The 22,550-nt window shown below is 48.0% G+C and carries 21 protein-coding genes and 1 pseudogene; 19 read left to right on the top strand and 3 right to left on the bottom strand.

Features of this window, described 5'->3' with window-relative positions:
- Window positions 1-14: 14 nt before the first annotated feature.
- Both C3432_RS04100 and C3432_RS04095 read right to left on the bottom strand, forming a co-directional pair.
- Window positions 15-1,094, bottom strand: a complete 1,080-nt coding sequence (locus C3432_RS04100) for an alanine racemase (RefSeq protein ID WP_103775389.1) — start codon at window positions 1,092-1,094, stop codon at window positions 15-17.
- A 15-nt stretch (window positions 1,095-1,109) separates the two neighbouring features.
- Window positions 1,110-1,781 (bottom strand): helix-turn-helix transcriptional regulator, encoded by a 672-nt coding sequence (locus C3432_RS04095; protein ID WP_103775388.1) that lies wholly within the window; start codon window positions 1,779-1,781, stop codon window positions 1,110-1,112.
- Window positions 1,782-2,329: 548 nt separating this feature from the next.
- Between C3432_RS04095 and argH the strand changes: the two genes are divergently transcribed.
- Both argH and C3432_RS04085 read left to right on the top strand, forming a co-directional pair.
- Window positions 2,330-3,706: an argininosuccinate lyase gene (gene argH / locus C3432_RS04090; RefSeq protein ID WP_103775387.1), complete on the top strand. Its 1,377-nt coding sequence runs from the start codon at window positions 2,330-2,332 to the stop codon at window positions 3,704-3,706.
- 62 nt (window positions 3,707-3,768) lie between these two features.
- On the top strand, window positions 3,769-5,085 hold the full coding sequence (locus tag C3432_RS04085) for an anaerobic C4-dicarboxylate transporter family protein (RefSeq protein ID WP_103775386.1): 1,317 nt from the start codon (window positions 3,769-3,771) through the stop codon (window positions 5,083-5,085).
- A gap of 125 nt (window positions 5,086-5,210) precedes the next feature.
- Here the strand turns inward: C3432_RS04085 and C3432_RS04080 are convergent, their stop codons facing one another.
- Window positions 5,211-6,527, bottom strand: coding sequence for an anaerobic C4-dicarboxylate transporter family protein (locus C3432_RS04080; RefSeq protein WP_103775385.1), 1,317 nt, complete (start codon window positions 6,525-6,527; stop codon window positions 5,211-5,213).
- Between the two features lie 145 nt (window positions 6,528-6,672).
- On the opposite strand from C3432_RS04080, the gene C3432_RS04075 reads away from it, so the two are divergent.
- From C3432_RS04075 to C3432_RS03995, 17 genes and pseudogenes are all read left to right on the top strand, one after another.
- Window positions 6,673-7,329: a FadR/GntR family transcriptional regulator gene (locus tag C3432_RS04075; protein ID WP_103775384.1), complete on the top strand. Its 657-nt coding sequence runs from the start codon at window positions 6,673-6,675 to the stop codon at window positions 7,327-7,329.
- A 93-nt stretch (window positions 7,330-7,422) separates the two neighbouring features.
- Entirely contained in the window at window positions 7,423-7,809 is a 387-nt protein-coding gene (locus C3432_RS04070) for a DUF2913 family protein (protein WP_103775383.1), read from the top strand.
- 452 nt (window positions 7,810-8,261) lie between these two features.
- Complete coding sequence (tssB, locus tag C3432_RS04065) at window positions 8,262-8,759, top strand: type VI secretion system contractile sheath small subunit (RefSeq protein ID WP_103775382.1); 498 nt, start codon at window positions 8,262-8,264, stop codon at window positions 8,757-8,759.
- A 33-nt stretch (window positions 8,760-8,792) separates the two neighbouring features.
- A complete protein-coding gene (gene tssC / locus C3432_RS04060) occupies window positions 8,793-10,340 on the top strand; it encodes a type VI secretion system contractile sheath large subunit (protein WP_103775381.1) in 1,548 nt (515 codons plus the stop codon).
- 18 nt (window positions 10,341-10,358) lie between these two features.
- Entirely contained in the window at window positions 10,359-11,696 is a 1,338-nt protein-coding gene (tssK, locus tag C3432_RS04055) for a type VI secretion system baseplate subunit TssK (protein ID WP_103775380.1), read from the top strand.
- A complete protein-coding gene (gene tssL / locus C3432_RS04050; RefSeq protein WP_103775379.1) occupies window positions 11,693-12,346 on the top strand; it encodes a type VI secretion system protein TssL, short form in 654 nt (217 codons plus the stop codon). The genes tssK and tssL overlap by 4 nt, the downstream gene beginning before the upstream one ends.
- 3 nt (window positions 12,347-12,349) lie before the next feature.
- Entirely contained in the window at window positions 12,350-14,065 is a 1,716-nt protein-coding gene (locus C3432_RS04045; RefSeq protein ID WP_181012867.1) for an OmpA family protein, read from the top strand.
- Between the two features lie 13 nt (window positions 14,066-14,078).
- Entirely contained in the window at window positions 14,079-14,570 is a 492-nt protein-coding gene (hcp, locus tag C3432_RS04040; RefSeq protein ID WP_103775378.1) for a type VI secretion system effector Hcp, read from the top strand.
- Window positions 14,571-14,738: 168 nt separating this feature from the next.
- Window positions 14,739-15,183, top strand: a pseudogene (locus tag C3432_RS04035) (hypothetical protein).
- Window positions 15,176-15,730 carry a type IV secretion protein Rhs gene (locus C3432_RS04030; protein ID WP_103775377.1) on the top strand — a complete coding sequence of 185 codons (555 nt, stop codon included), beginning with the start codon at window positions 15,176-15,178 and terminating at the stop codon, window positions 15,728-15,730. The pseudogene C3432_RS04035 and the gene C3432_RS04030 overlap by 8 nt, the downstream one beginning before the upstream one ends.
- Complete coding sequence (locus tag C3432_RS04025) at window positions 15,724-16,191, top strand: putative T6SS immunity periplasmic lipoprotein (protein WP_103775376.1); 468 nt, start codon at window positions 15,724-15,726, stop codon at window positions 16,189-16,191. The genes C3432_RS04030 and C3432_RS04025 overlap by 7 nt, the downstream gene beginning before the upstream one ends.
- 17 nt (window positions 16,192-16,208) lie before the next feature.
- Complete coding sequence (locus C3432_RS04020; protein ID WP_103775375.1) at window positions 16,209-16,418, top strand: hypothetical protein; 210 nt, start codon at window positions 16,209-16,211, stop codon at window positions 16,416-16,418.
- Between the two features lie 77 nt (window positions 16,419-16,495).
- Window positions 16,496-19,129 (top strand): type VI secretion system Vgr family protein, encoded by a 2,634-nt coding sequence (locus C3432_RS04015; protein ID WP_103775374.1) that lies wholly within the window; start codon window positions 16,496-16,498, stop codon window positions 19,127-19,129.
- Complete coding sequence (locus tag C3432_RS04010) at window positions 19,122-19,661, top strand: hypothetical protein (RefSeq protein ID WP_103775373.1); 540 nt, start codon at window positions 19,122-19,124, stop codon at window positions 19,659-19,661. The genes C3432_RS04015 and C3432_RS04010 overlap by 8 nt, the downstream gene beginning before the upstream one ends.
- An 8-nt stretch (window positions 19,662-19,669) precedes the next feature.
- Window positions 19,670-21,574, top strand: a complete 1,905-nt coding sequence (locus C3432_RS04005) for a LysM peptidoglycan-binding domain-containing protein (RefSeq protein WP_103775372.1) — start codon at window positions 19,670-19,672, stop codon at window positions 21,572-21,574.
- Window positions 21,571-22,254, top strand: coding sequence for a hypothetical protein (locus C3432_RS04000; protein ID WP_103775371.1), 684 nt, complete (start codon window positions 21,571-21,573; stop codon window positions 22,252-22,254). The genes C3432_RS04005 and C3432_RS04000 overlap by 4 nt, the downstream gene beginning before the upstream one ends.
- 29 nt (window positions 22,255-22,283) lie before the next feature.
- Window positions 22,284-22,550 carry a PAAR domain-containing protein gene (locus C3432_RS03995; RefSeq protein ID WP_103775370.1) on the top strand — a complete coding sequence of 89 codons (267 nt, stop codon included), beginning with the start codon at window positions 22,284-22,286 and terminating at the stop codon, window positions 22,548-22,550.

Below are 22,550 nucleotides of genomic sequence, written 5' to 3'. Positions count from 1 at the left end.
ATAATCCCGATTAGTTAATAACTTTTTCCGCGAGCATCGACGGTGATCGTTTCGCTGAATTCTCCATTACGGAAGCCATATATTTCATCCACCAGATTGGCCACGACACAGCAGTGGTTAGGGATAATATGAATTTGTTCACCGACGGTCAGAGAAACTTTCTCTGGGTCATAACGTAAATAGCCATGCTCTTCGTTGAGCTTCACTAAATGTACGTCTGGATTCTCCTGGATCAATCCATAGGATCCCGGTGTGGCAGAGAGATCGGAAGTGAGCGATTTGGTTCCGGCATCCACGGTGGCATAACCGGGCAGGGGAATACTCACCACCGTTGCACAAATCGTCAGGGCGCAATCTTGCGGTGTATAAATCCCGGCGTTAATGGCATTCATATCACCAAAAATAAAGTTACCGGCCCGGGACTCAGTTATCCCCTGCAGTTCGTCGGCATAAAAAGAAGAAAGGGTTGAACCACCGGATAATGTTTTTATCTCAAAACCATGCGCATTAAGTTCGTCCCGACAGCGAATTAACAATGCCGCTTCATCACGCGCCGCCTGACGAATATCCGCTTCGTTATGATATTGATAAATTGTCCCGGCATAGGTAAAGATCCCGTCGATTCTCAGGCCAGGTAATGCCGCAACATCGCGCGCAAAATCCAGTATATTTTCTGGCTGGATACCTTCACGGTGAGCGCCATAATCAACTGCAATATCAATGCTAAATGTCATTCCATTCTTCACTGCGGCCCGTGACAGGCCCTGTGCGCCTGACCGACTGTCAACAATGGTTCGGATATTTATTTTGCGTGCCAGGTCGGCATACCGCTGACATTTATCGTCGCCAATTATGGGGTAGGCCAGAAGAATGGACGTTATTCCGCCAGCGGCCATTATCTCTGCCTCAGAGAGTTTGGCGCAGGTAATACCGCTGGCCCCCAGTCGTTGCTCCAGTTTTGCCAGACGAACCGATTTATGCGTTTTAATATGTGGCCAGTGTTGTATATTATTACGGAGCAGGCCGGAGGTCATGGCAGTAATATTCCTTTCCATGATATCCAGGTCAAGCATAACGTAAGGGGTGGTTAACATATTTCCTCCTGACGGCTAACCGTCAATTATCGTATTTTCACCTCGGATCTCCCCCAGATAGGCGTAGAGAGTATATTTAGATATATTCAGAAACTCGCAAATTTTCTCGCCGGATTTTTTTATAAGAAAAACTCCCTTGTCATCAAAAAACTTAATAGCATTCAGTTTGTCCTGTTTGGTCATACTGATCACCGGTACGTTAATCAGAGCCATACACTCAGCAATCAGATAATCCAGTAGTTCATTAACGTCTTTGACAAAGACTTCATTAACCTCGCCCTGGCGTACCTGCGTGGCGTCCGGACGACCAGCGATTTTGTTGAGGGTTTTTTCCGCCAGCAAAATGTCACTGATATCCAGATTGATACACAACGCGCCTATAACCTGTTTATTGCTGTTGCGCACGTAGACCGATGTGGAGCGCAGGGTCTTACCGTCGCGAGTCTGGGTAAAATAGTTATGGCGATCGCCATTGACGTCGCTCCCGCGCAGTACCTCCAGGCCGAGATTGCTGCTGGGATCTCCAACCTGGCGTCCGGTTACATGACCATTGATGATGGCAATAATGCTACTTTCCAGCCCCTGCGAGTGATCGTGCAGCACCACTTCGCAATTCTCACCAAACTGGTTGGCAATCCCTTCCATCATCGGAATGAAAAAGTCTAAATTCTCTTTGATGCTTTCCATAGAAACCTGAATTTAAGTTAGACAAACAAACTTTTTGTATTGTATAGCGAGAAAGATGGACGGTATGCAATCAATAAATGAACAAAAAGTGATCAGAATCACGCGTAATCCCAAACTTTTTGTTAGAAAATTCAGGAAAACAAAAAAAAAGTCATGCCAGACAGAACGGAATCTATGCGTAAGAAGGTATGAATGGGCCACCCTACTCAAAACGGTCGCTGCGCAAGAGCAATATGCCCAGGCTCTGATTCTAAAATGGCGACAAAATGGGCCTGTTGTCGGCTATTTATAGGGGGGGATTGCAATCTGGTTAAAAATAGTGAATGTGTCTGGCGCTTTATAGAGGCATAAATGTGATTTATATCCGTTTTTAAGAGGAATTTATATTAATAAACAGTAACATTTAATAAGTCTAATTAATGTCTTTATTAATCGATTTAATTACCTCATTTGTTGACAATTATAAATGCTGTTTTGTAACCTGAGACTGAATTAAAAACCGACAGAATTTATTTTAACTATTTTGCAACAACCACGCTGGAGGCTTTATGTCTACAAAGTTATGGGGCGGGCGTTTTGATATGCCAACAAATAAACTGGTCGAAGCCTATAACGCGACAATCATGCTGGAACAACGTCTTTGTCCTTTTGACATCCAGGGAAGTATTGCTCACGCTACAATGTTGGGTCGACAGGGGATTATCACGCAGGATGAAGCAAAGACGATTATTGCCGGGCTAAGACAGGTCAATAAAGAGATTGAGGAAGGTGAATTTGTTTTCGATACAGCTGATGAAGATATTCATATGGCTATCGAAAGACGAATGACAGAAATCATTGGTCCCGTGGGCGGGAAGTTACATACAGGTCGAAGCCGTAATGACCAGACGACTGTCGATTCTAAAATGCACATGAGAGCAACCATTCTTGAGATCCAGAAGGATATCGTTAATCTTCAAAAAGTTATTATCAACAAAGCTGAAAATAATATTAATGCGATTATGCCTGGCTATACCCATTTACAGACAGGTCAGCCAATTCTTTTATCCCACTGGATAATGGCATATTACTGGATGCTGCGTCGTGACTGGACACGTTTTGGTGACCTGTATCGGCGTATGGGGGAATGTCCTCTGGGGGCGGCAGCCCTGGCGGGTACCACTTTCCCTGTCGATCGCGATTTCACCGCCCATGAACTTGGTTTTGATAAACCTACTGAAAATAGTATTGATTCTGTCAGCGATCGTGACCACATGGTTGAATTCACCGCTGCGGCAGCGATGTGTTTTATGCACCTTACCCGCTTATCAGAGGAATTAGTTTTATTCTCCAGCCAGGACTTTAAATTTATTGAGCTGTCGGATGATTTCTGCACCGGCTCCAGTATTATGCCGCAGAAGAAAAATCCTGATGTCGCTGAAAAAATGCGGGGGAAAGGGGGGCGTATGTATGGGAGCCTGATGGCCATGCTCACCATTATGAAAGGGATCCCTCTCGCCTATAATACTGATATGAGTGAGGATAAGGAACAGGTCTATGACTCTATGGATACGTTGCAGACCAGCCTGAAAATTATGGCGCCTATGCTCGATAAAATGACTATTCTGTCCGAAAATACCCGTGGTGCAGCGGCCAGAGGATTTTCAAATGCGACAGATATGGCTGATTACCTGGTCCGTAAAGGGATCCCATTCAGGGAGGCCCACCATATTGTTGGCAGTGCAGTTAATTACTGTATTAAACATAAAAAAATGTTAGAAGAGCTCACTCTTGATGAATTCCATTCATTTGATGAGAAAATTGAAGGTGATATTTATAAAAATATATCACTGGAAGCCTGTATTGAAGCAAGGATGTCTTATGGTGGAACCGGAACGGAAGCCGTTAAAAAACAGATTGAGATTGCCAAAGAATATTTAAAATAATCCCACGCATAATAATCAATACCTCCCGGGTGCAATATCCGGGAGGGGTTTTGAGGTGAAAAATGGATACTTTATTTTTTATACAATTATTTATTGTACTCGCCTGTATTGGTATCGGGGGGCGTTACGGTGGAATGGGACTCGGTGCGGGTGGTGGGCTAGGGGTTGCTATATTAGTTCTGGGTTTTGGACTCAAACCATCCTCCCCCTCCATTACTGCAATGCTAATTATTATTTGTGTCATTGGTGCTGTCAGTGTATTACAAGCCGCAGGCGGACTTGATTATCTTGTCCGTGTGGCAGAAAAATTACTTCGAAAAAAACCACAGGCAATTACGTTTGTGGCACCAATTTTAACTTCAATATTTACTTTATTCTGCGGAACCACTTATGTTGCTTTCTCTTTGTATCCGGTTGTCGCAGAGGTCGCAGCAGAAGCAAAGGTTCGCCCGGAACGCGCTTTGTCCGCAACGGTAATCGCAGCCAGTGTCGCGGTTGCTGCCAGCCCGATGAGTGCCGCAACGGCAGGGATGCTGGCTATTCTGCATGAATATGCAGGCATTTCTCTTGGACAAATACTGGCAATTGCTCTCCCTTCGTTCTTTATGGCCGCAATTGTCACCAGCTTTTCAGTCTATAAGCGTGGTAAAGAGCTGGAAGACGATCCTGAATTTCAACGACGCGTAGCGGCTGGTGAATATGAATTCATGCATACCGAGCAGAAAAAAGAGTATATTGCTTCACCGGGAGCAAAGAAAGGGGTCGCTATTTTTGCATTAGGTGTGGTGCTGGTACTTATATTGGGTTCGTTTACAGGACTTCTCCCCTCCTGGGATGGCAAAAGATTATCAACGCCAATGGTTATTCAGATGGTTATGCTGACGGCGGCTTTATTTATTATGGTTGTCAGTAAGGTTCCCAGTAATACATTGAATAGTGGATCTGTCTTCCGTGCAGGTCTGATGGGGGTGGTCGCTATTCTGGGGGTTTCATGGATGACAGCAACGTTCTTTGATGCTTATCAGCCAGAACTGATAAAGGTTTTTGGTGGTATTGTGAACGGGGCACCGATGTTATTTGGGATAGTGGTTTTTCTCTTCTCCCTGGTTATTATGAGCCCGGCAGCAACGGTGGCAGCCATCATGCCATTAGGCGTTACGTTGGGAATTCCGGCTCCTTATCTGATTGCCATTTTTGCCTGCACGTGCGGTGATTTCATAATCCCTGGGGCGAATCAAATCGGTTGTGTTGCATTTGACAGAACAGGCACCACTAAAATTGGCCGTTTTGTTGTTAATCACAGCTATATTCGACCAGGCTTTGTAATGGTCATCTCTCAGGTGATATTTGCTTACTTAATCGCTCAGGTTATTCTGTAAGGTACGCGCCGGGAGAAATGACAGTGGTAGTTCGCTGAACTAAACGGCTGGCATCCTCATCTGCTCTGAATCAGAAGAGGATGCTGCGAATAAAGGTATTAACGCAATTAAGTCACTTTTCAGCGCTATATCAACATGCTGGAAAAGAGGAAGCAGAAAAGGGTCGATGCCAGTACGGTAACCAGGCCTGGTAACATATAGCTGTGATTCACCACATACTTACCAATGCGGGTTGTCCCGGTGCGGTCAAACGCCACGCAGCCAATCTGCGCACCACCCGGAATAATAAACGATCCACAGGTTACCGGAAGAAGGGCTATCAAGGTTTCGGCTGGATACCCCATTAATACGCCAGCCGGAAATAGCGCCACAGCGGTAGCCGCCGGGCTGTAAATCACGGCGGAAAGACCAAACACAATAATGCCGAAAAGAATTGGATTCTGAAAACCGTGAAACGCGGTATTAAATAATTCATGCCAGGCTTCAAAGAAGGAGTTCATCATCCATGACAACCCAAATATGGCGACGACCCCCACCAGGCCTGCTTTAAAAACGGAACCTGAGTCGAGTTTTGACGGTGAAATTCGGCATACCACCATAATGATACACGCCGTTGTCAGCATGATTATTTGCAATGTTGTCGGGATACTCATGCGTTCTGTCCCGGTGCCGCTATTCCAGACGGGACGTAATTCAGGCACGGACCCCAACAGTACGACCAGGATGATACCGGTGAGGAAAATCAGCAATCCTCTCTTCGCCTCTTTTGTCACTATGCTGGCAGTTCGCTCTTCCGCTTTTACCGATTCAAACTCACCTTCGGCAACCCTGCGTTGAAACTCAGGATCATTTTCGAGCTCATGTCCTCTTTTAAGAACAAACAGGCAACCAACCAGACAGCCAAGGAAAGTTCCCGGAACGGTGACTGACAGGATATCAAAAGCAGATACATGTAATCCGGCAAGAACGGCAATTGTCCCTGTCACGACCGCACTGACGGGGCTGGCAATGAGCCCAAAATTGGCGGCAATAACGGACATCGACATGGCGCGTTCTGGCCGTACCCTGGCATCAGCTGCAATTTCTGCAATCACAGGATAAACGGAAAAAGCGACATATCCTGTTCCACATATAGCAGTAAAAAGGTAAGCAACCGCGGGTCCCAGAAAGGTGATAGCGCCCGGCCATTTTCTCAGGATCCGTTCCGCCATCGTGACGAATAAATCAAGTCCACCGGCGGCCTGTAGAATGGTGATGCAGGTGATAACAGCAAGAATAATTGAAATGACGGTAATCGGTGGTGAGTCGGGAGGGAGTCCAAATCCGAAAGTCAGAATAGCAAGTCCTAATCCGCCGGCTGCCCCTAAGCCGATCCCGCCAAAACGCCCGCCTATCCCTATACATGTCAGAACTATCGCAAACTGAGTGACGAACAACATCATAATGAATTCCTTTTTATTAACAAATGCCTTAATATAATTTGAATAATAAAGTATTATGATTTTATCATAACCGTATATTAAGTAACCTAACTTCTTATATTATTTATACTAATGAATATGTTGACACTTTAATTAGCGAGTGTTTATGGATAAGAAAACCGAACTATTTGAAAATATTAAAGATTATCTTCTTGATGATGCCAATCGGGAGGCGGATGGTCGTATTGAAACAGAAACTGAACTTGCTGCTCGCTTTAATACGTCAAGATACAAAGTCCGCCAGGCGCTCAGCACTCTTGTTCAGATGGGAATGCTTGAACGCTCCCCACGTCGGGGCAGTGTGTTGAAAAATGTCGGACAGCACAGCATAAATAATCAGTTGTTAATGCAGTTTGATCTGTCCGGTTTTGATATCTCGGAATTCACAGAGGCGCGGATCCTGATCGAATGTGCCATTATTCCTCTGGCAACGCGCAGGATTTTTCCGGCCATGCTTTCCAAACTTGAAAATGAGCTGAGACTGATTGAGGAACATGCCGACAATCCCAGGGAAGCCGATCGTCACGACAGAGATTTTCATCTACTCCTGCTACAGGCGAGCGGCAACCGCGTTCTCCAGGTTTTCTCTGATGTTTTAATTACCTACTTTGAGAAAACGAGTGAATCGTTACCTGCCAACGATCGTCAGTATTTCCTTGATACGGCTGCGAAGCAAAGAGAAATTCTGGCTCACATTAAAAAGGGAGATGCGCAAATGGCATCAGAGCTAATGAGGGCTCATCTGCTGGAAAAACGGATGTAAGCCTCTTTTTGGCAGCCCGACACACCTCTGTTTCTTCAGGAGGCGTCGTGGCGGTAAGAAGTTTATTGTGATTCAGGTTGGAAAAATGGTGTCCTGCAGGAGCGCAACAAAGGCCTTGCTGCCAGTTTACTTAACCGCGTGAAGTCTCTGCGGTCATCCTGCTCCGGGCCGATACCCGCTCAGTCGGATTTATACCGGCTGACTTACGCTATTGAGCAGTTGAAATCACGAGACTGGATAAAGGTAGTGGTCAGTGATGATGACCGGGACGGCGAACATCTGGTCGGAGAGTACAGCGATACTGATGCACTACTGGTAAGAAAGTCAGCCCTGACCCATGGATTTTCTGATGAGGGCAAACTGATTGCGCCAGTTGAATTTCTTGTGGATGGTGACTTGTCTGCCTGTACGGCGGTTTCCCAGACCCACGCACAACCTGCCGTTATGCTGACGCCTGACCGGATTGCTATACAGTCTTGACAGTAAATGAAACGCCCTCTGTCGGGATATAAACCCGATTATGTTCCTGACGCTTTCCTCATGGTTATCGCCGTGTTTCCCATTTAAAGCAAGGCTATGACTTGCTGCCCCTTTTATCTCTTTCTGATCTAAAACCATATCTTTGCAAGAGATATGGGTATTTTCATTTTTTTTAATATTGATTTATATCAATTCAAACTCATTTTATTAACAACCTCCTGTTAATTTTAACTACTGCGACATAAACGTTTGTTTCATGTGATGATTATAGTTCATTTTACTGCTGTGTCAGCACTATATACTATTAACATTTAGTGAAAAATTCTTAAGAATTTCCTTATTGCGGATTAAAAATTGGTAAATTTGATCTTTGGTCGATCATTATTCTAATATCACGTGAAAAGACGTTTCGTGTGAAAACTATGCGCCGCGATAAATCGAGGAATAATGAGATGGCTGACAGTTTCCAGAATGAAGTGCCAAAGGCACGTATTAATCTAAAGCTTGACCTGCATACGGGGGGCGCGAGCAAGAAAACGGAGCTCCCCCTGAAATTACTGGTGGCGGGCGACTTCAGTAATGGTCAGGAGTCTGCTCCGCTATCTGAGCGCAAAAAAGTTAATCTGAACAAAAATAACTTCGACTCAGTGCTTTCCGGGTATTCCCCAAAAGTCAATCTGACCGTTAAAAAAACGCTTGCTGATGACGGTAGCGAAGACAACATCAGTCTGACATTCCAGAGCATGAAAGATTTCACACCGGAGCAGGTCTCCCGGCAAATACCTCAGCTGAAGGCGATGCTTTCCATGCGCAATCTGCTTCGCGATTTAAAAGCTAACCTGCTGGACAACCAGGCTTTTCGTAAAGAGCTGGAAAAAATTCTGCTCGACCCGGCGTTAAGCGCAGAACTTCGCTCAGAGCTGTCTGCTCTGGCCCCGAAACAGTCATAACGGTCACGATGATTTAACGGATTAATAAGGAAGATGTTGATGTCTGTAAAAAATGAGAATGCCGCGGGTGGCGAGAGTGTGGTGCTGGAACGTCCTGCTGCAGGTGGGGTTTATGCGTCCCTGTTTGAAAAAATCAACCTGAATCCGGTGTCCGAGCTGAGTGCGCTGGACATCTGGCAGGACGCGCAGGCGATGTCGGATGCGACTGCGGATGAACGATTAACGGCCGGGATGCAGGTGTTCCTGGAATGCCTGACAAAAGCGGGCTCAAAGGTTGAAAAACTCGACAAAAATCTGATTGACCATCATATCGCTGAGCTGGACTACCAGATTAGCCGTCAGCTTGATGCGGTCATGCACAGCGAAGAATTCCAGGCGGTAGAAAGTCTGTGGCGCGGCGTGAAATCCCTGGTCGACAAAACTGATTTTCGCCAGAACGTGAAGGTGGAACTGCTGGATATGTCCAAAGAAGACCTGCGTCAGGACTTCGAAGACAGCCCGGAAATCATCCAGAGCGGACTGTATAAACATACCTATATTGATGAGTATGACACCCCGGGCGGTGAGCCGATTGCCGCGCTGATTTCTGCTTACGAATTTGATGCGTCTGCGCAGGATGTCGCGCTGTTGCGCAATATCTCTAAAGTGTCTGCGGCTGCGCACATGCCGTTTATCGGCTCTGCCGGCCCGAAATTCTTCCTGAAAGACAGAATGGAGGATGTGGCGGCCATCAAGGATATCGGCAACTACTTTGACCGTGCTGAATACATCAAATGGAAATCCTTCCGCGAGACGGATGATTCCCGTTATATCGGTCTGGTGATGCCGCGCGTGCTGGGTCGCCTGCCGTATGGCCCGGACACCTTACCGGTGCGTAGCTTCAACTATGTGGAGGAAGTGAAGGGGCCGGATCACGACAAATACCTGTGGACCAACGCCTCGTTTGCCTTTGCGTCTAACATGGTGCGCAGCTTCATCAACAACGGCTGGTGTGTGCAAATTCGTGGCCCGCAGGCCGGTGGTGCCGTTCAGGACCTGCCTATCCATCTTTACGATCTGGGCACCGGTAATCAGGTGAAGATCCCGAGTGAGGTGATGATCCCGGAAACCCGCGAATTTGAATTTGCGAATCTGGGCTTTATTCCTCTAAGCTATTATAAGAACAGAGATTATTCCTGTTTCTTTAGCGCCAATTCCACCCAAAAGCCGGCACTCTACGATACCGCCGATGCCACGGCAAACAGCCGTATCAACGCGCGTCTGCCGTACATCTTCCTGCTGTCGCGTATCGCCCACTACCTGAAGCTTATTCAGCGTGAAAACATCGGCACCACCAAGGACAGGCGTCTGCTGGAGCTGGAGCTCAACACCTGGGTTCGTGGTCTGGTCACCGAAATGACCGATCCGGGCGATGAGCTGCAGGCCTCTCACCCGCTGCGAGACGCGAAGGTGGTGGTGGAAGACATTGAGGACAACCCCGGTTTCTTCCGCATGAAGCTCTACGCTGTGCCGCACTTCCAGGTGGAAGGGATGGACGTCAATCTGTCACTGGTTTCCCAGATGCCGAAAGCAAAATCGTAAGGTGAGGGGAAATCAGGGATGAAAATTTATCGTCCGCTTTGGGAGGATGGGGCCGCTCTGGCCCCGCAACAGTTCCAGCAGCAGATCCGCTGGAGTGAGCACGTTGCCAGCATGGTCGCCCGTATGGGTATTTCTCATCCCTGGGGCGTGGTTGCGGCAGAGTTTGATGATGCAGCCCTGGCGTTGTCGCGCCTGAATGCCACCCGTCTGGTGGTGCGTTTCCAGGATGGCACGATTGTTGATACGGATCTGGCAGATAATCTTCCGCCGGTCTGTGATTTATCCGTCGCAAATGGCTCTGAGGCTGTTGAGGTGGTTGCCGCGCTGCCGCTGCTGAGCGCCAGTGGTGGCAACCTCGATAACGGGCAGGAAAGTGAACGCCCGCGTCGCTGGAAAGCGGAACGTGTGGTGGTGCAGGAACTTGCTGGTCATGAAAGCGGTGAACTGGCCATTCTGCGTAATGCCATCACGCTGCGTTTGTCCACTCAGGAAAATACCGCATACCTGACCTGTCCGGTCGCCCGTCTGGTGCGTAATGCAAAGGGGCAATGGAGCCGGGATCCGGCTTTCATTCCGCCGATGCTTTCCGTTTCTGCAAGCCCGTTGCTGACCACCGAACTGGGTGATCTGCTGGTTCGCCTGCAGGCACGACGTAAGCGTCTGATGGCCATGCGCCGTGAGAGTAATGAGCGGATGGCGGACTTTGCGGTCGCGGATGTGTCCCTGTTCTGGCTGCTCAATGCCCTGAACAGCGCCGAGCCGGTGTTGTCGGAACTCCTGCAGACACCGGATCGTCACCCGGAGTTACTGTACCGCGAGCTGACTCGTCTGGGCGGCAGCCTGCTGACGTTCTCCCTGGAGCACGACGCCGGGGACATTCCTGCATATCAGCACGATGCACCGGAACGGGTGTTCCCACCGTTGCTCACGCTGCTCGATAAACTGCTGGAGGCGAGCCTGCCGTCGCGGGTGGTGAGCATCCACCTGGAGCATCAGGACCAGATCTGGAAAGGTGTCCTGCACGATGCGCGCCTGCGCGAAGGGGCGGACTTTTACCTTTCCGTACGCTCCTCCATGCCGAACCATGAGCTTCAGACGAAGTTCCCGCAGCTGTGTAAAGCGGGCAGCTTTGATGATGTTTCGGATGTGGTGAATGTGGCCCTCAGCGGGATGCTTATCAAGCCTCTGACGCATGTTCCGGCCGCTATTCCGTTACGTCTTGAGAATCAGTATTTCTCGCTGGATCTGAGTACTGAGGCGGCACGGGCGATGCTTGAGATGGGCAGTTGCACCTTCTATACCCCGCGCTCACTGGGGGATGTGGATCTTGAACTCTTTGCGGTGCTACGCACATGAATAAATCCGAACTCAGCCAGATAGAACGTATCTTCTACCCGGGCTGGCTGATGGCCAGCCAGCTGCGGGGCGGTCAGGAAGTCCGTGACGGGGAAGGGCTCTATCGCCGGGCCTGCCGCCTGATACAGCAGGCGAAAGCGATGCTCATGGAGGCAGGTTACAGCGACATCAGCCGTGATCATATGGTGTATGCCCTGTGCGCACTGCTTGATGAGAGTGTCCTCAACCGGGGAACCACGGACGACGGCTACCTGACGTGGCGGCGCGATCCGCTACAGGCGCATTTTTTCGGCACCCTGAATGCCGGCGAAGAGTTATGGGAGCGTATTCGCAATCTGCTTAAAGAAACGGCACCTGACATTGCGATTCTGACCTGTATGTACCGTACCCTGCAACTGGGCTTTGTCGGACAGTACCGGGCTGAAGACGATGAACGACGTGAAGATGTGGTACGGGCGTTAGGTGAGCGGGTGCCTGCCTTTACGCTTTCGCAGGATGCACCGATTGTCGTCAGGGTATCCCGCCTGCGCGGCGGCCGTCGTCTGTACTGGATCTCCTGGGTCCTCGGGGCGGCACTACTGGCGACGCTGTGGTTCTTCCTCTCCTCCTCCCTCACTGAACTGGTGAGTCAGACGGTCAGACCGGGGTAAAGGATGCGTGATGTTTACCGGAGTCTGTTAATCGCCCTGGCGGGCGTACTGGCGCTGTGGCTTATCCTGGGCTTCTGGCCGCTGTCGGTCGGGAGCCGTGTGGCATTCAGTCTGCTGGTCATTCTGGTGTGCGGGGCGATGTTCTGGCGTCAGCGCCTGGCATCACAGCTGCGGGCACAGGCTCTCAGAGATATTGTGGACGAGAGTCTGCCCCCGGAAGATTTTCAGGGCGCGGTCATTCTGGTGTGTGGCGATAACAGCGCGCTGTTCGCTGAGTCTGCACTGCATCGTGAAACCCGACAGGGCTGGTATCTGCGGGTAAAAGACGCAGAACAGCTGCCCTTGTTTGCTCAACACCTGAGCCTGATCCGCCCGGCACTGGTGTCGCAAATCACCGTCATGCTGGCTGTGGTACCTGAGCGGCACACATCAGGGGATGATTTTACCCAGTCTCTGCGGGGCTGGCAGCGTGCTGTCGTCCAGTGCCGTGCGGCGTTTGGCACGATCCCCCCGCTGTGGACCGTGACCTGGATATCGCCACCTGCGGCCTGCGCGGAGGCAGAGCCGGTCTGGTTTACCACCGTAAGCCAACGGACCTGTATCCAGGTGTATCAGCCCGGTCAGGGCAATGTGTCACTGACGGAGTGGACCCGGGAGACCGGGTCAGACGGACGTCTTTCCCGTCTGAGCCAGGGCCTGTGGCTGGACAGTCTGCTTGCCTGGCAGAATACCGCTGTGAATGACCTGCTGTCGGTACGACGGGGCGAGCTGCCGGTTATGAAGCCCTGCGTGCAGGGGTTGTGCATGGTGCCGGTTAACGGTGTTGCCGGTAACCTCTGGCAGCAACACATAGCCTCTGTCACTGCATTGCCGCCTGATGTGAACGGAAACGGTGAGCCTTTGCCGTTGCCTGAACTGCTGCTGCCGGCGTTACCACGCCGACGCGGCGTCAGCCGCAGAATGGTGTTCTGGCGTTACGCCGGATTAGTGGGCGGGATTTTCCTCGCGCTGGCGATGCTGGCGTCCTGGATGAACAACCAGAGTCTCATCCGCAATGTTGGCGACCATCTTGCCTTATACCACCATCTCACCGGCACGCCGGTTGCGCCGAAACTCCGCGCTCAGCAGCGTCTGCGCGCCGATGGCGCATTACTGGATGACTGGCAGCGTCGTGGGGAGCCACTGCGTTATCGCCTGGGTCTGTATCAGGGACTGCGTCTGGTTCCGCCCGTTGAGGCCGCCATCAGTGACTGGGCACCTCCGCCACCGCCTCCACCTGTCATTAAGAAAATCATTCAGGGTCCGAAAACTATTCGCCTCGACAGCATGTCGCTGTTCGATTCCGGCAAATCTGACCTAAAGGCTGGCTCCACCAAAATGCTGGTGACTTCTCTGGTTGGTATCAAGGCAAAGCCGGGCTGGCTGATTGTGGTCAGCGGGCATACCGACAACACCGGCAACCCGAAACTCAATCAAACGTTATCCCTGAAGCGTGCCGAAGCGGTGCGCGACTGGATGCGGGACACCGGCGATGTGCCGGAAAGCTGTTTTGCGGTGCAGGGCTATGGCGAGAGCCGCCCGGTCGCAGCCAATGACACCCCGGAGGGCAGAGCGCTCAACCGCCGTGTCGAAATCAGTCTGGTTCCGCAGGCCGATGCCTGCCAGATACCGGGCAACGCCCAGGCGTCATCGCAGGATGATGACGTTTCTCAACATTAATGGAGTAAATCCGATGGCAATTCCTGTTTATCTTTGGCTGAAAGACGACGGTGGTGCGGACATTAAAGGGTCTGTGGACGTTCAGGATCGTGACGGCAGCATCGAAGTTGTCGCTCAGGAACATAACCTGTACATCCCGACTGACAACAACACCGGCAAACTGACCGGTACCCGTATTCACACCCCGTTCCTGTTCACCAAGGAAATCGACTCGTCCAGCTCGTACCTGTACAAGGCTGTGACCACCGGTCAGACCCTCAAGTCTGCGGAATTCAAGTGGTACAAAATCAACGACGCGGGCCAGGAAGTGGAGTACTTCAACACGAAGTTAGAAAACGTGAAAGTGGTGAAAGTGAACCCTGTGATGCACGACGTCAAGGATCCTTCTTTCGAGAAGCACAACCACCTCGAGCAGATTGAGCTGCGTTACGAAAAAATCACCTGGACCTACAAAGACGGCAACATCATTCATTCCGATTCCTGGAACGAACGCGCCACCGCGTAAGCCCGATGCGGGCAGAGTTCCCTGTCCGCTTTTTTGCTGAGCGTCTGCCCGCAGGGGCGTTGAGCAAAGAACCCCACAATCTGCCTGCCCGGCCATATGCGCTTTGGTCCCCTGAACGGGAAACAGCGAAGGGCGGTAGCGTGCCCGGAAGCCATCAAGAGAGAGAAAATGGAAAATCCAGCCATCCTGTTACGTCGTCTGAATCCGTACTGTGCCCGCGCGATGGGAGGGATTGCCTCGCTCTGTCAGACCCGCGCCCATGCGGAAATTCTGCCTGAGTACTGGCTGCTGGCTCGTTTCCAGACCGTGATTTACTGTCCGTTAGCCGAAACCACGATGCGCACCATCGTGCAGATGAAACTGGAGCAGGTCAGCAAGCGCTTACATCGTCCTGACCACGCATATTGATGAGAACTTGTATGACGCGCTGACCGCCGCCTGCCTGCTGCCGGATACCGGCGCGCGCAACGTTGACAGCCTGCTCAACCAGCAAATTCTGCCGGTGCTGAGTCAACAGCTGCTGACCCACATGGCGGCGAAGCAGAAACCACGCTCCCTGACGCTTGGCTGGGATGAGGAAGAGGGTACTGTGCTGGAGTTTAAACATGACTGAAGAAACTCAGGATCAATTCAGAATTAAAGAAGAGGGTGTCAGGCTACTTACGACGGGTGAGATACGGCTGGCACAATCTGTTTTTTTATCCACTATTGATTATTCGAAAATATGGATCCACAGAGCAGGTTACCTGCCTTTTAATCTGCAAAATGAAGATACGGCGATGACTCCGAATGGAGAGATCTATTTCCGCAATCAATATTTCGATGATTTCTCACAGACAACTGACGATTTTCAACATCTTTTTATCCATGAAATGGGGCATGTCTGGCAGCGTGCAAAAGGAATGAATGTCATCTTCAGAGGGCTGGTGAGTTGGATGGTGAGTTATCGTTACACCCTTGATGGTCGTCTCTTAAGCGAATATCCGATGGAGCAGCAGGCGCAGATAATTGCAGATAATTTTGTTTTGCAAACATTTGGTTATGAAATTTGGAGTCACCTTGAAAATAAAAGATATCCCGATATTACCCTCGATGGGGATACTTCTGAGTCGGTGATACGTGAGGGATATAAAAATGCTCTGAGGGGATTTCCATGGTGAGACGTAATTATTTTATTAAGATTAATTCTCTGTTGTTATCGTTTTTTTCTCTTTCAATCCTGACGGGATGTCCTGGACCAGGTGACAGAATGCGATTTGAAGAAACTGCACAGGCGAGCCGAAAGGGTAATAATGTTTGCGTGAATATTAGTAATGCACAAAATTATCAGCCAGTAGATATGGGGATCAATCTACGAGGAACACTTTCAAAGGAAAAGGACTTTGATTTCTCCCCTGGTCTTAAGGTTATTGATGGTGAGTTGTGCATTCCTCCATCTTATTACCATTTTGAAAATGGTAATAAATATATTGTGGAGTTTGTTCTTCATTCGATCCTGGATAATAAAGAAGCGAGAAGTTTTGTCGTTGGTGTCGGTGTTAATAATAATCAAGTGTATAATTTTCCTTTGACAGAACGCGAATTCGCAAGGCCTTATGGAGTAATTCGAGTTTCCGAGTAGTACACGAAGCTAAGGCGATGAAAATAATTGTTTTTATTTCTTTGGTTACAATAGAAATGCTGTTTCTTCCTGATGCTTTTATTTACATGTTTGTTAAGTATTTTATTCCCATCAGCGATGATGGGGAATATGCGATGGACAGCTTTGAATTAACCGTATTGCTGGTAAAAGCCCTCATGTGTGCTGTCGGGGCTGGAGTCGCAATCACCCTTTTTCGTACTCACTGAGTACCCCTGATTAAACCTGTTACTTTCCCTTCGGCAAGAAAGTCATGGACAGCAGGTTATCCCATGGAGTCAATATCATGAGTCTGACAGATACGCTTAAGAACCCCCTGTCTGCGCTAACTGAAGGCGGGGTAAACCGCTACCGCCTGGATATTCCGTCCTGCACGGCAGATATCGATGTGGAGAATTTCAGCGGTAAGGAGTTCATGAGTGAGCTTTATTACTACCAGATTGTCTTTACCAGCAGCGATCAGAATATCAGTTCAGCGCAACTGTTGACCAAGCCGGCCACGCTGACCATGGGGACAGGGCCGCTGATGGGGTTGACCGGGCAGAAAGTGGTGCATGGTGTGGTGACGCATTTTAAGCGTATCAGTGGTTCACGTGACCAGACGACGTATCAGATTATTATTGAGCCGTTCCTGTCTTTGCTGCGCAAGCAGTTCCGTACCCATCGCTTTTTCGTTAATAAGTCGGTACCGGAAGTTGTCGCCGATGTTTTGCAGGAACATGGCCTGAAAGGCTGGGAGTATGAGTTCACCCTCAAAGCCGACTATCCGAAGCGTGAACAGATTAACCAGTACAAGGAAAATGACCTCGCGTTCATTGAGCGTCTGCTGGCCGAAGTGGGGATTTTCTACTTTTTCACCCTTCAGCCCGATACCCAGACCGAAGTGGTGCATTTCGCAGACAAGCAGAGCGCATGGACGTTCGGTAAGTCTCTGCCGCTCAACAGCCCGTCAGGGATGAATGATAATGCTACTGACTCGGTGTGGGGCGTTAACGTCCGACAGAACGTGGTTGAGCGCTCTGTTACCGCCAGTGATTACAATCACCGTGAAGCCCAGAATGTCCTGACTTCTGTACCGGCGGACATGACTCGTGGCGACGGTGACGGTATGACCTACGGTGAGGTTTATCACTACCTGCCGCGTCATCTTGAACGTGGCGATAAAATCGCACCTTCAGCGGAAACCGCCAACTTCTGGGCACGCCTTGAACATGAGCGTTTTCTGTCAGGACAGACGACTATCAGCGGCTGCAGTAATGATGCCCTGCTTTCTCCGGCCCAGGTGCTGACCATCAGTGAGCATGTGGTACCGCCGACACTGCCATCAGAAACGGACAACGGCATTATCATTATCCGCACGGGCTATATAGCCAGTCGTAAAGATGCCCTTATCGTAATGTGGGAGGGGATGCCCTACTACGAGAACCGCTGCTGGCGTCCTGCCGCGAAAAAACGCCCGGTGGTGAGTGGCACGCTGACGGCCCGCGTGACCAGCGCCAAAGAGAACGACATCTACGCCTGGCAGGATGCGTCGGGCATGTACCGGGTGAAATTTGATGCCGACCGCGACGACAAGCGTCAGGGCATGGAAAGTATGCCGGTGCGTTTTGCCAAGCCTTACGGCGGTGATAAATACGGCTTCCACTTCCCGCTGATACAGGGCACCGAAGTTGCTATTGCGTTCCACGAAGGTGACCCGGACCGGCCGTACATAGCCCATGCCCTGCACGATTCCCGCCACGTTGACCACGTCACTGAAGCCAACAGTACACGCAATGTCATCCGTACCGCTGGCCTGAACAAGCTGCGGATGGAGGACAAGCGGGGTGAAGAGCACGTTAAGCTGAGTACCGAGTACGGGGGCAAGACCCAGCTTAATTTAGGGCATAACGTGGATGCTTCCCGAGAACTGCGTGGGGAAGGTGCGGAACTGCGTACCGACAGGCATGTAGCCATTCGTGGCGGTGATGGTGTGTTCATCACAGCAGATAAGCAGCCTGCTGGCGATAAGATGTTATCAATGCAGGAGGCCATCGCTCAACTTGAAAATGCACTGAGTATTGCCCGCAATCTTTCTGATGCAGCCGAAACGGCAGAGGCTTTGCCTGCTGATATTCAGAGCCAGGTTAAGCTGACTGACGCTCTGAAAGAACTGGCTAAACCCGGAATGGTGCTGAATGCACCAGAAGGTGTGAGCATCACCAGCCCCCAAGCGGTTCGCGTGGCGTCAGGAAGTGCCAGCGTGGGGATTATGTCCCAACAAAACACTGATATCAGTGCACTGAAGCGTTTTACGGTAGCGGCGGGTGAAGCCGTGAGTATGCTGGCCCGAAAAGCCGGGATGAAACTGTTTGCCGCTAAGGGAAAGGTAGAAATCCAGGCGCAGGATGATGGGCTGGAGATGCTGGCGAAGCAGGATATCACGGTAACAAGTACGGAAGGGGGAGTCGAAATCACCGCAGCGAAAGATGTTGTGCTGAAAAACCTGGATGGCTCGTTCATCCAGTTGCAGGGTAAAAATATTATTCTGGGCTGTGAAGGCAATATCTTGTGGAAATGTGCTAATGCCCAGAAAATGGGAAGTGTTAGTATGAGTAGTTCGATGCCGCAGCTACCATCAGGATATAGCGGGAAATTCACGGCATTGTCTGATTCTGATGTTCCTGTTGCCGCTGCGGCATACATGCTGACATCGAGCAACGGGCAGAAATTATTCGGTAGAACAGACGAGAATGGTGAAACAGTCCCAGTTTACTCATCAAACCCGAATGAGCCTTTTGAATTTGAAATGATTCAAAGTGACTATTGGTACGATAGTGAGAATATTGTAGATAGAGTTCATTGTTCATCATTTTCAGATATGTCATACCAGGACGATAGTTGTCAATGCAGTAATTGTGAGGGAAATAAAAGTGAATGACATTGCTTTTAAGTTTAAATTTTTTTTATTCGTTTGGTTGATTCCATATTATTCTTTTGCTAGTACCTCATGGAGTGCTAAATCAGCACAAATGCAATGTGGTCCAGCTTTGGTAACGATTAGCGCCGAATGTCAGGTGAATCAAAGAAGCTCAACGGAAAATATATGCAAAAGTTACCAACTGGAAATAAAAAATGGTACGCATGATAAATTATTTCCTGTGCCATATATCCCAAACGATCAGAAAATACTCCTGGAAAAACAAGGGTATTCTTTTAATGATGTAGTTAAGCCAGGTGATTGGGCTCCCTCCACAATGAAATGCTATGACAATGAAAGTGTCGTCATCGGATACCATCTTGGGTTGGATGAAGAAGAGAGTGTAAAGGGCTCTTTGTTATCCTATATTGACGCCCCATTTATTGATCTTTCAGGAAACTTTATTACAGGCAACAAGCTTTCTGAGCTTAGAGCTCGAGAAATAAAAAACCCATACGATAATACAAATATAGAATTTATTAGAAATCGCTGAGGTATGGTATGTCTGATTTATATGAGTACTTGAATGCCAAAAAAGGAAAGACATATTTTGATGACCAGATTAAGCCATTCTCTTTAATATCACTTTATCCGGATATAGATACATCCCGAAAGCTAAGAGGTAACAGCCGTACAACAGGAGATGCTGATAAAGATGTTCAGAATGCTATTATAGATATGATAATCACTATAGCTGTCCGCTATGGATTAAGTTATAAAGAAATCTCATATATATTATTAACGGCTAAAGTTGAATCTGGATTTAACCCGGATGCGGCTGCGGGGACTACTAGTGCGGCTGGTTTAGCACAAGGAACGGTTGGTTTTATCAAAGATGCATTGACACAATCTGAAGACATTCTTGGTTTTCAGCTAGATCTTCGTAATGAAGAAGTTTTTGATGCTGAAAAAGGATGCTATGCGGTAATTTATTCCTTTTTACTTAACAAATCGAAGGTGATGGAGAGTTACACATCAGATCAAAGTGAATACTGGGAATGGCTTTATTTGTTACATCATGATGGCGCCTATAGTTTAGGAAAATATCTCGATGGTACACGTGAGAAAAGTGCAGATGGGATAAAATGGGCGCAATATATAACCGATCGCTTATCTGTTACGGAAGGGTTGCTCAAAAACACTGAGGTAAGCACTAAATTTAAGCTGTCAACCGGGGATAATACAGCATTCAAAAATAAAAATTATATTGCTGCTATTTCTCCGTTTCCTGTTTCAACATGTCCGAATTTAGTGTCAGATTATGAAAAATCTCTTTTCTTTATAAAAGGGGTGACTGACTCAAACGGGATGACCGAAGCAGTTAATGCCATCGCAGGTTCTGAAGTTGTATTTACTATTCTTTCTGATAATTATAAAGAATTGGCTAAAACCTCTAGTGAAAAGGAGGGTAATGAAAAACCTGAAACTTTAATATATGTCGTTAGAAAAGGTGACACATTATCTGCAGTCGCTAAAAAGCACGGTGTATCAGTTGAAAAGTTGGCGAGGATTAATAAAATCCAGAACGTAAATATGCTAAGGGTTGGAGCTAAACTAAAAATACCTGATGGTAATAAAAATCACGGGTACACTAGCCGGTATGTGCCAGAACAAACAAAAAAAGAAATTCTGAAAAGTGTTGGGCTTAAAAATGCAAATGCTAAAGCGGCAATTGAATACTCGAGAAGTCATATCGTGTTACCAAAAGGAAGCAAGTCCGCAGACTCGGAGAAAAATAGTAATATAATCCACGTTAAAACTACGACAACAGATAAGTCCGTAACGAGTAGAAATAAGAGTGAGCCTGAAAAGCATCAGACTACTTCTGAGGGGAAGGCTAAAGAGGTTTCTGTTGATAGGGATTTTGTACCCGCCATAATTTTCTCACCTAAAATTCCGGAGAACTTAAAAACTATAGTTTCTATTCAATCCCTTGATATAATGAAAGAAATAATGAAATCCTCAGGTGTTCATAAGGTCACGATTACAAGTACACTGCGTACAGTGCAAAAGCAAGTAGATGCTATGTACGATAATATGTGTACTAAAGGCACACAGTCTCAACTCGATTATTATGCAGCTCCAGGAAAGGAGGTTGTACAAGCAGGGATTGATGCCGGAGGTACAGATAGAAGTAAAGAAAGCGTGGTTAAGAAGGCGATGATGGAAAAAATTGAAATTTTACAACAGGATGGCCGTCTTGTTTCAAAGCATTGCGTATCTCTGGAGGCTTACGCTCTTCGAAATGTATTCGATATGAGTAAAAAATCACTACCAGCCAGTTTACAACGTGCTTTTGATAAAGCGCTTACAAAATATGTTAAAGACAACCCAGGTAAAATGAAGTATATAAGCCCACTCAAAAATCATGGCGAACCTGCATTTCATGTGGAGATCGTACAATGAAAAAAATCTTTCTTTATATGATTTTATTCTTCCCAGTAATTACCTGTGCTAAAACCATTCAGATAAAAGATGGCTTGTATTATGGCTATTGGGTTTATAAGGATAAAGGAGTTTTAAAGGAATATGGTGTTTTGGCAAACAATCCAAGAAAAGATTCTGGCGAATATATTTTAAATCCTGTGCCTGAACTAGCTGTGGCTAATGAAATATATGTTGAAATCAAGGACAATGTACCTGAGTTGTATTTTTATCATGAAAGCAGTGATGCTGATTTAAATGTTGTAGGGTGGGCTGATGCTAAGTTTCTAGGCAACGATATGATTGTATTAGCAAATACTATTCGATTTTTAAACGAAGATTCAAAAGAACGAGTTTCTGTTGGAAAAAAATTTAATGGAAAAGTTGTTCAATTAAAAAATGAGGAAGTAGTGCCGATAAACGCAGTTAATGGTGAAGGATTCAGCGTTGATTGTAATAACTATATGAAATCTAATAATTATGCGGAAACGGGACTTCCTGATGTTGAGGAGTCAGACCCATCAAGCAGGAAAGATATATTAATCGGCTATCCTGCAACAGTTTTTGCCGTCGGTGAACTCGGTATTTGTTCTGCATTTCTCGATGAAGATATTGTGCCTCAGATTAAGAACGGGTGGATTCAATTTCGTCGACTCAATTAAAAAATATACATTAATTTATTAGGTGTGTTATGAGTAAAGGATTTGTATTGCTTGGAGATAAAACTACTCACGGCGGTGAGGTTATATCTGCATCTTCGACCATGATTGTGAACGGAAATAAAGTGGCTCTTGTTGGCGATGAAATTAATTGTCCTGTCGAGGGGCATGGTGTCAATGCCATTATCGAAGGATCACCAGAATGGATATCTGATGGCAAACAAGTTGTTGTGGATGGCTGCGAATGTGAATGCGGCTGCCATGTTATCTCCAGTGCGCCGGATTGTTCAGTAGGATAA

The sequence above is a fragment of the Citrobacter amalonaticus genome (assembly GCF_002918555.1).
GTDB classification, from domain to species: Bacteria; Pseudomonadota; Gammaproteobacteria; order Enterobacterales; family Enterobacteriaceae; genus Citrobacter_C; species Citrobacter_C amalonaticus_A.
The sequence above is the reverse complement of the archived record's forward strand: the minus strand, read 5'-3'. Positions and strand labels throughout refer to the sequence as shown.